Source organism: Winogradskya humida, from assembly GCF_016862215.1.
GTDB classification, from domain to species: domain Bacteria; phylum Actinomycetota; class Actinomycetes; order Mycobacteriales; family Micromonosporaceae; genus Actinoplanes; species Actinoplanes humidus.
Genome location: NZ_BOMN01000031.1, coordinates 140,191 through 148,983, shown reverse-complemented (window position 1 = coordinate 148,983; position 8,793 = coordinate 140,191). Strand labels below are relative to the sequence as shown.

The 8,793-nt window shown below is 70.2% G+C and carries 8 protein-coding genes; 4 read left to right on the top strand and 4 right to left on the bottom strand.

Annotated elements, in window-relative coordinates; translation table 11 throughout:
* Positions 1-9: 9 nt before the first annotated feature.
* Together mqnB and Ahu01nite_RS13920 are read left to right on the top strand one after the other, a co-directional pair.
* Entirely contained in the window at positions 10-783 is a 774-nt protein-coding gene (gene mqnB / locus Ahu01nite_RS13925; protein ID WP_275411743.1) for a futalosine hydrolase, read from the top strand.
* Positions 784-885: 102 nt separating this feature from the next.
* Entirely contained in the window at positions 886-1,704 is an 819-nt protein-coding gene (locus Ahu01nite_RS13920; protein ID WP_203836904.1) for a 1,4-dihydroxy-6-naphtoate synthase, read from the top strand.
* Between the two features lie 62 nt (positions 1,705-1,766).
* Here Ahu01nite_RS13920 and Ahu01nite_RS13915 read toward each other — a convergent pair whose 3' ends face one another.
* The 3 genes from Ahu01nite_RS13915 to Ahu01nite_RS13905 form a co-directional block, all read right to left on the bottom strand.
* The gene (locus Ahu01nite_RS13915) at positions 1,767-2,153 is read right to left on the bottom strand and encodes a cold-shock protein (protein ID WP_203836903.1); all 387 of its coding nucleotides are present in this window, start codon (positions 2,151-2,153) and stop codon (positions 1,767-1,769) included.
* 62 nt (positions 2,154-2,215) lie between these two features.
* Positions 2,216-2,836 carry an HAD family hydrolase gene (locus Ahu01nite_RS13910; protein ID WP_275411742.1) on the bottom strand — a complete coding sequence of 207 codons (621 nt, stop codon included), beginning with the start codon at positions 2,834-2,836 and terminating at the stop codon, positions 2,216-2,218.
* Entirely contained in the window at positions 2,833-3,021 is a 189-nt protein-coding gene (locus Ahu01nite_RS13905) for a hypothetical protein (protein WP_203836921.1), read from the bottom strand. Before Ahu01nite_RS13905 ends, Ahu01nite_RS13910 begins: the two co-directional genes overlap by 4 nt.
* Before the next feature lie 85 nt (positions 3,022-3,106).
* Here Ahu01nite_RS13905 and Ahu01nite_RS13900 point away from each other — a divergent pair, with 85 nt between their 5' ends.
* Positions 3,107-5,524: a helicase-associated domain-containing protein gene (locus Ahu01nite_RS13900; protein ID WP_203836901.1), complete on the top strand. Its 2,418-nt coding sequence runs from the start codon at positions 3,107-3,109 to the stop codon at positions 5,522-5,524.
* Between the two features lie 190 nt (positions 5,525-5,714).
* Entirely contained in the window at positions 5,715-7,376 is a 1,662-nt protein-coding gene (locus Ahu01nite_RS13895; protein WP_203836900.1) for a DNA repair helicase XPB, read from the top strand.
* 43 nt (positions 7,377-7,419) lie between these two features.
* On the opposite strand, the gene Ahu01nite_RS13890 is transcribed toward Ahu01nite_RS13895, so the two are convergent.
* Positions 7,420-8,781, bottom strand: coding sequence for an HAAS signaling domain-containing protein (locus Ahu01nite_RS13890; RefSeq protein ID WP_203836899.1), 1,362 nt, complete (start codon positions 8,779-8,781; stop codon positions 7,420-7,422).
* Between the last annotated feature and the right edge of the window lie 12 nt (positions 8,782-8,793).

Genomic DNA, 8,793 nt, shown 5'->3' with positions numbered 1-8,793 from the left:
GCTGAAGCGGTGTCAGCCACCCACGCTGAGGCCGAGCCGAGCACCCTCACGGAAGCGCCTCGGGTTGTCCACGTGGAGGCGGTCGGTGTCGGTCCAGCTGCTGCGGCTGCCGGGACCGCCCGGTTGATCGCCCTGGCCGAGGCTCGCGGCGAGCCCTACACCGCGGTCATCAGCGCAGGTATCGCCGGCGGCTTTGTCGGTCAGGCCGAAGTCGGCGCCACGGTCCTCGGCACCAGAAGCATCGCCGCCGACCTCGGCGCCGAAGCACCCAACCAAGCCGAAGCACCCAACGATGCCGAAGCAGCCAACCAAGCCGAGGCAGCCAGACCACCCGAAGCAGCCAGACCCGCCGGACAAGCCGAAGCCGCCAGGCCCGCCAGACCAACCGGCCAAGCGGAATCAACCGAACCCAGCGCAGCGTCAGGCCGGGGCTTCATCCCGATCGAAGAGCTGGGGTTCGGCAGCAGCGTTGTCGCCGCCGATGCCGCGCTGCTCAAAATGCTGTCATCCGCTCTCCCTTACGCCGTCGTGGGTGATGTCCTCACGCTCGCCACAGTGACCGGCACCGCCGCGACCGCCGCGGCCCTGCAGGCCCGTTTCCCGGATGCCGTGGCCGAAGCCATGGAGGGCTACGGCGTGGCGATTGCCGCTCAAGCTGCCGGCCTCCCCTTCGTCGAGTTGCGCACGATCTCGAACCCGATCGGGCCTCGTGATCGAGCTGCCTGGCGCGTTCGAGAAGCATTTTCCGCCCTCACCGAAGCCGCCCGGAAGGCCTGTGGATAACCCTGTGGACAACCGCGGGCCGGGTGTGGGCTACGCAACGTGTGGCAAGTCAGACAGGGTCGGGGCGGCGTGTTGCCGGGGGCCCGTCGATACCGTGAGGGCGTGGCACTTTCACTAGCGGTCTCGCCCTGTCCCAACGACACGTTCGTCTTTCATGCGCTGGTGCACGGGCTCATTCCGGGCGCCGAGGCGGTTGATCTGACGTTTGCCGATGTCGATGTGACCAACACGGCGGCCGAGCGGGGCGAGTTCGATCTGGTCAAGGTCAGCTATGCGGCGCTGCCGTGGCTGCTCGACGACTACGAGCTGATTCCGTGTGGCGGGGCGCTCGGGCGGGGCTGCGGGCCGCTGGTGCTGACCAAGGATGGTCACGATGGTGATCTCAGCGGGGCGACCGTGGCGGTGCCCGGTGACCGCACCACGGCATATCTGTTGTTCCGGCTATGGGCTGCCGACAACGCGCCGGCGAAGATCGAGGTGGTCCCGTTTCACGAGATCATGCCGGGGGTGGCCGAGGGGCGTTTCGATGCCGGGCTGGTGATCCACGAGGCTCGCTTCACCTACCCGCGTTACGGGCTGACCTCGCTCGTGGATCTCGGCGAGTGGTGGGAGTCCGACACCGGGCTGCCGATCCCGCTGGGCGCGATCCTGGCCCGCAAGGGGCGCGTCGACCCGGTGGAGGCCGCCGAGTGGATCCGCACCTCGGTGAGCATGGCCTGGGCCGACCCGGATGCGAGCCGCGAGTTCGTGCTGGCCAACGCGCAGGAGATGGAGCCTGAGGTGGTGCAGCAGCACATCAACCTCTACGTGAACGAGTTCACGCTGGATCTCGGCAAGGACGGCCTCGCCGCCGCGGACGCCCTGCTCAGCCGCGCTGCCGCCGCCGGGATCACGCCGGCGGTCCCGAGCCTGCTCAAGTAAGACCAGCCCGCCGGAGTAGAGACGGGCCGCCCCAGCAGGAGCGGCCCGTCCAGACGAAAAAGTTATACCTCCAGCTCACTGGCCACGGCGTGCACCAGCTGAGCGATCTTCTGAGCGGTCCGTTTGTCGGGATAGCGCCCGCGACGCAGGTCCGGCTGGATCTTCGCCTCGATCACCTTGATCATGTCCTCGACCATGCCGTGCAGTTCGTCGGCGGGGCGGCGGCGCAGTTCGACCACCGACGGCGGGGCGTCCAGCACCTTGACGCCGAGCGCCTGGGCACCCTTGCGGCTGTCCACCACACCGAATTCGACTCGCTGACCGGCTCGGAGGTCGGCGACCCCGGACGGCAGGGCCCCCTTGGGCAGGAAAACGTCCCCGCCTTCGTCACTGGTGACGAACCCGAACCCCTTAGCCGCGTCATACCACTTCACTCGACCCGTGGGCACCGCTGACCTCAACTTCACTCAATGGACTCGCTTGCTCACGGCAAGGTTATCGAGCGGGTGCGTCAGGTCCCAACCGTTATCTCTGCCAGGAGTGCGGGCAGCGAGGTCAGATCGGCCAGTACGTACGCCGCGCCGGCCGCCGTGAGCTCGGCGGAAGAGCAGGGCCCGGTGGTGACGCCGATGCCCGGAACGCCGGCGGTGCGAGCGGCGATCATGTCCGCTTCGTGGTCGCCGACGTACCAGCGGACGCCGTACTCGGTGATCGCGGTCGCCTTGCCCTCGGCGAAGAGGTCACCGGCGAGCTCGTCGTAGGCCAGACCCAGGTGGTCGAGGTGCAGGGCCGCGAGCCGGCCGAGTTTCGAGGTCACCACCACAACCCGGAACCCCATGTCGCGTACGGCTGCCAGCGCCGCAACCGCACCCGGCGTGGGCACGGACGGCGTGATGGCGTAGTCCGCATAGAGAGCCCGATAGGTGGTGACCGCGTCCTCGAGCTCGGCCGCCGGGAACCAGTTGGCCAGTTCCGTGCGCAGCGGCGGCCCCAGCCGGGTGACCGCGAGGTCGGCATCGACGTAAACGCCCGTTTTCGCGGTCAGTGCGCGATATGCCTCGCGGATGCCCGGCCGGGAGTCGATCAGCGTCATGTCCAGATCGAAGCCGACCGCAGGTGTGGCAGAGGTCACGCGTGCGGTCCGGACCCACCCGGCTGGTCGCCGTGGACCGGCGGCTTGTAGGTGACCCGGTCGACGGGCATGGGGAAGGTCTGGTCATCGCCGAACGGAGAAGGAGCGGCCGCGCGGTCGGAGAAGATCTCCGATACCTCGAGGTGCCCCTCTTTGAAGGCCGGCTTCTTCTTCTCTGCTGCCACAGGTGACTCCCCTTGAGCGCTGGAAAAGGCCCGGCCACGCCCCGGACCCCCGCCCATGGTCCCACGGCGGCTAGCGTTGAACGCGATGGCCACCGCATTTGCCGATCAGCTGAGAGCACTCGCTGATGAAGATTTGGGCGCACTCATCCAGTTGCGTCCTGATCTTGTCGTGCCCGTTCCCGCCGATGTCTCCGCTCTTGCCGTGCGCGCCCAGTCCCGGGGCTCGGTGGCTCGCTGCCTTGACGCGCTCGACGAGTTCACCCTCGCCGTGCTGGACGCTGCCCGGTTGACCCGGGACGAGCAGTCCGCCCTGACCTCGGTCGCCGCGATTCTGGAGCTGGCTCCGGAGGGCCGGGAAGCGATCGGGCGGCTGAGGGCCCGGTTCCTGCTCTACGGCCCCGACGACGCCCTGCACGTGGTGGGGACGGTCGACGAGGTCACCTCGCCGTACCCTGCCGGTCTGGGTCGTCCCGCGGACTACCTGGATCCCCAGGCGGCGGCGCTCTGCGCGGATCGGGCCAAGCTACGGCGTACGGTCCTCGCCGCGTCACCCGCCGCCCGGGCCGTGCTGGACCGCCTGGCCGAGGGTCCGCCCGTCGGGGCGCTGAGCGCCGGCGGCAAGGTCGCCGAGCCGGTGCAGTGGCTGATCGACAACCACGTGCTGGTTCAGGTCTCCGAGGTCGGCCGCGCACCCCGGGCCGACGGTGAGCTGGTCGAGCTGCCCCGCGAGGTCGGGATGCTGCTGCGCCGCGATTCCGGGGCGCTGGGCGAGCTGCGCCCGCTACCACCGGTGCCGCAGGGTCCGACCCGCGATCCGAAGTCCGTGGATTCGGCCGGTGCGGGCCAGGTCATGGAGGCGGTCCGCAACACCGAGATGCTGCTGGAGGCGCTGTCCGCCGAGCCGGCGCCGGTGCTCAAGACCGGCGGCCTGGGCGTGCGGGATCTGAAGCGGCTCAGCCGGGCGGCGACCCTGGACGAGCCGGCGACAGCCCTGTTGGTCGAGGTGGCACATGCCGCGGGCCTGCTGGCGGAGACCGACGTCAGCGGCAGCGGCCGTGGGGTCACGACCAGTCGAGCCACGGGTACGCAGGACGAGATCTTCATGCCCACCGGCGCCTACGACCTGTGGCGGGCCCTGAGCATCGCGCAACGCTGGGAAACCCTGGCCAACTCGTGGCTCGCGATGACCCGTCAGCCGGGCCTGATCGGGCAGCGTGACGACCGGGACCGCCCGATCAACGTGCTCGCCCCGGACGCCGAGCGGGCGGGCGCACCCCAGGCCCGCAGGGAGGTCCTCGCCGCGCTCGCCGCCCTCGGGCCGGGCACCGCCCCGAAGGCCGATGACGTCCTCAACCTGCTCGCGTGGCAGGCACCCCGCCGGGCCCGCGGGCGCGAGGGTGCACACCGTGACGCCCTCAACGGCGCCGCGCTGCTGGGCATCACCGGGCTCGGAGCGGCCACCTCGTACGGCAGGCTGCTGCAGTCCGGCGTCGACCCCGAAGAGCATGACCCGCTGGGCACCGGTCCGGACGGCGGCCGGGCACCGGGGGCGTCGGACGCCGTACGCACCCTCGACGCGCTCCTGCCCGCCCCGGTGGATCACGTGCTCGTCCAGGCCGACCTGTCCGTGGTGGTGCCGGGCCCGCCCGAGCCGGAGCTCGCCGCGGAGCTGGAAGTCGTCGCCGAGCTCGAGTCGGGCGGCGGCGCGAGTGTGCACCGGGTCACCTCAGCGAGCGTGCGCCGGGCTCTCGACGTCGGTTACGCGGCCGGCGACCTGCACGACCTCTTCCAGCGCCGCTCGCGTACCCCGATCCCGCAGGCCCTTTCCTACCTGATCGACGACGCGGCACGTAAGCACGGCGGTCTGCGCGCGGGGTCGGCCGGTTCCTACGTACGCAGTGACGACGAGGCACTGGTCGCCGAGGTGCTGGCCGATCGGCGGCTCGGCAACCTGGCCCTGCGCCGCCTCGCCCCGACCGTGCTGGTCAGCCCGCTGCAGCTGGCCCGGCTCCTGGGCGCGCTCCGCGACAGCGGGTACGCCCCCGTAGCCGAGGACGCCGTAGGCGCGGCGGTGCTGAGCAGGCCCAAGATTCGGCGCGCTCCCACCCGTACCCCCCTGTCCATGAGAGCGAGCGACCAGGCCGGACCCCCTGCGCTGGCCGGCCCACGACTGGCCGGGGTGGTCGAACAGATCCGCCGCGGCGACATCGCCACCCGGGCGGCACGCCGCGCCCCCGTCACAGTGCGCGCGGCGAACGGTCAGAGCGTCCCCGGGTTGACCTCCGTGCAGGCTCACACGCAGGCCATGGCAGTGCTTCAGCAGGCCGTACGCGACAAGGCCCGGGTCTGGGTCGGCTACGTCGACTCGCACGGGGCGACGCTCTCGCGCCTGGTCCGCCCGGTCTCACTCAGCGCGGGCTATCTGCGCGCCGAGGACGAACGGACAGAGACGTTGCATACGTTCGCCTTGCACCGGATCACGGCGGCGGTGCTGGAGGAATAGCGGGAGCCGGGTTCGCGCACCCCCGATTTTTTCGCCGCGCGCGACCCAACCCGCCTCTTAGCTAAACGCTCAGCCATGCCGAAGCGTTGCACCAGGAATCAACCTTCTTCAGTCCGTCGTTCGCCGTGTCAGACTGGAGGGTCTTCTGACACGCGCAGCGTGCGACAAAAGTTCGTGGAAGGGCATCCTGGTGAGCGGCGGACCTCTGATTGTTCAGTCCGACAAGACCCTGTTGCTGGAAGTCGACCACCCTGATGCGAAAGCGTGCCGGATGGCGATCGCGCCGTTCGCCGAGCTGGAGCGCTCGCCGGAGCACGTGCACACCTACCGGCTGACCCCGCTGGGCCTCTGGAACGCCCGCGCCGCAGGTCACGACGCCGAGAACGTCGTAGATTCCCTGATCAAGTACTCCCGTTACCCGGTGCCGCACGCCCTGCTGGTCGACGTGGCCGAGACCATGGACCGCTACGGCCGGCTCCAGCTCGTCAACGATCCCTCGCACGGCCTGGTCCTGCACGGCCTCGACAAGATCGTGCTGATCGAGGTGGCGAAGAGCAAGAAACTCGCCGGCATGCTCGGCGCCCGCATCGACGACGAAACCATCGTGGTGCACCCCTCCGAGCGCGGCCGGCTCAAGCAGGCGCTGCTCAAGCTCGGCTGGCCGGCCGAGGATCTGGCCGGGTACGTCGACGGCGAGGCGCACGAGATCTCGCTCGCCGAAGACGGCTGGACGCTCCGCTCGTACCAGCAGGAGGCCGTCGACGGTTTCTGGGCTGGCGGCTCCGGCGTGGTCGTGCTCCCCTGCGGCGCCGGCAAGACCCTGGTCGGCGCGGCCGCGATGGCCACCGCCCAGGCCACCACGCTGATCCTGGTCACCAACACGGTCGCCGGCCGGCAGTGGAAACGCGAGCTCGTCGCCCGCACCTCCCTCACCGAGGACGAAATCGGCGAATACTCCGGCGAACGCAAAGAGATCCGCCCGGTCACCATCGCCACCTACCAGGTCCTGACGTCCCGCCGCGGCGGCGCCTTCACCCACCTCGACCTCTTCGGCGCCCGCGACTGGGGCCTGGTCATCTATGACGAGGTCCATCTCCTGCCGGCACCGATCTTCCGCTTCACCGCAGACCTCCAGGCCCGGCGTCGCCTGGGCTTGACCGCCACTCTGGTACGCGAGGACGGGCGCGAAGGCGACGTCTTCTCCCTCATCGGCCCCAAGAGGTACGACGCACCCTGGAAGGACATCGAGGCCCAGGGCTGGATCGCCCCCGCGGAGTGCACCGAGGTCCGCGTGACCCTCACCGACGCCGAACGCATGGCGTACGCGGTGACCGAGGCCGAGGAGCGCTACCGCGTCGCCGCCACCGCCCGCACCAAGCTCCCGGTCGTCCGTGCCCTCGTCGAGAAGCATGCCGGTGACCAGACGCTGGTCATCGGCGGCTACATCGAGCAGCTCCACCAGCTGGGCGAATACCTCGACGCCCCGATCGTCCAAGGCTCCACGACCAACAAGGAACGCGAACGCCTCTTTGACGAGTTCCGCTCCGGCCGCCTGCGAACCCTGGTCATCTCCAAGGTCGGCAACTTCAGCATCGACCTCCCCGAAGCCGCCGTCGCCATCCAGGTCTCCGGCACCTTCGGCTCCCGCCAGGAAGAAGCCCAACGCCTGGGCCGAGTCTTGCGCCCCAAGGCCGACGGCCGCCAAGCCCACTTCTACACAGTCGTCTCCCGAGACACCATCGACACGGAGTACGCCGCCCACCGCCAACGCTTCCTCGCCGAACAGGGCTACGCCTACAAAATCGTCGACGCCGACGACATCCTCGGCCCAGCCCTCCCCCAAATCGACTGACCGATCCGGGTCGGCACGGCCCGGGTCACGGCACGACCCGGGGTCAGTTCGCGGTCTGGGTCGGAGCGATGGTGGTCGGCGGCGTTGTGGGCGTTGTGTCGCTGGTCGTGCCGGCCTCGGTGGTGGCGGGATCCGCCGGGATGGTCTGATCCGCCGGACCCGCCTGTTCAGCCGGGTCTGTCTCATCAGCCGTGTTTGTCTCATCAGCCGGGTCTGGCTGGTCCGCCGGGTCCGCCGGGATGACCGAGTCGGGTAGCGGGCCGGCCGGGACGGCGGTGCCTGACTCCGAGACGTCGGAGCTGTGCGTGAGGGCGAGCCCGAGGCCGCATCCGATGAAGGCGAAAACTACGATCGCGATCCCGCCGATCAGCAGGGCCCCGAACCACGGTCGCGTCGAACGTGCCATCCGGATCGGCGCCAAGGGCATGCCCGCGATCGGCGGTATCGTCGAGTAGGGCACCCCGCTGAAGCTCGGCGGGAACGGGCCACGACGGCCGCCACGCGACGAACCGTGAGGTGCCGGGGCCGAGCCCGAGAAGCTCGAGCCTTGAGGCTGGCCCGGTTCCCGGACCCGGTCAGGCGCCGGCGGAATGGCCGGGGCAGACCGCGGCGGAACGTAGGCTTCCGGCTTCGGCGCGGGCGGCACGTAGGCCTCCGGCACGGTCGCCACACCCCCACCACCCGGCCCGACCTGGGCAGACGCCGACCCGACAGCCCCTGAGGCCGGCACCGAAGCCGCCCAGGGCGCCACGCTGACACCCAGCAACGACGCCGGCCCATAAGCAGGCACTCCAACAGCCGACCCACCAGCACCCGACCCACCAGCACCCAGCCCGGCAGCACCCAGCCCGACAGCACCCAGCCCGACAGCCGGTGAAACTACAGCCGACATGCCGCCCGAGCCCGCAGCCCCCGGGACAGCGGACGGCCCGGACGCCGCCATGGCCATCGGCGCGGGAGCCACGGAAGCTCTCCCCCCGGCAAAAGCCGGACCATCAGAACCCACGGCAGCTGGAGACATGCCGGCAGAGCCCGGGGCCGGTGCGGTGCGGGCTACGACGGCGCGGCCGGAGAAGCGGGCTGCGGCGCCTCCGAAGATCGAGGGAATCGCTGCCTGGCTTGCGGTGCTGCCCAGGCCGGCCTCCTCGAAGGCCGCAGCCGCGATCGCCGCCGGGCTGCCGAGACGTTCCAGGATGTCGAGCAGTTCGGTTTCACCGAGAGCGGGATGCTCGGCGCGCTCGTTGGTGATGTGGGCTTCGAGGTCGCGGAGGAGCTCGCGGCGCTGGAGCACCGGCAGTCCGCTGACGTGCTGTTCGAGCTCACGCAGATACTCCGCGACAAGCCCGTCGAGAGCCTCCCGACTGTCACGCCCACCGGGAGAAGCACCGGCGGCAGAAGCACCCACGGCAGAGCCAGC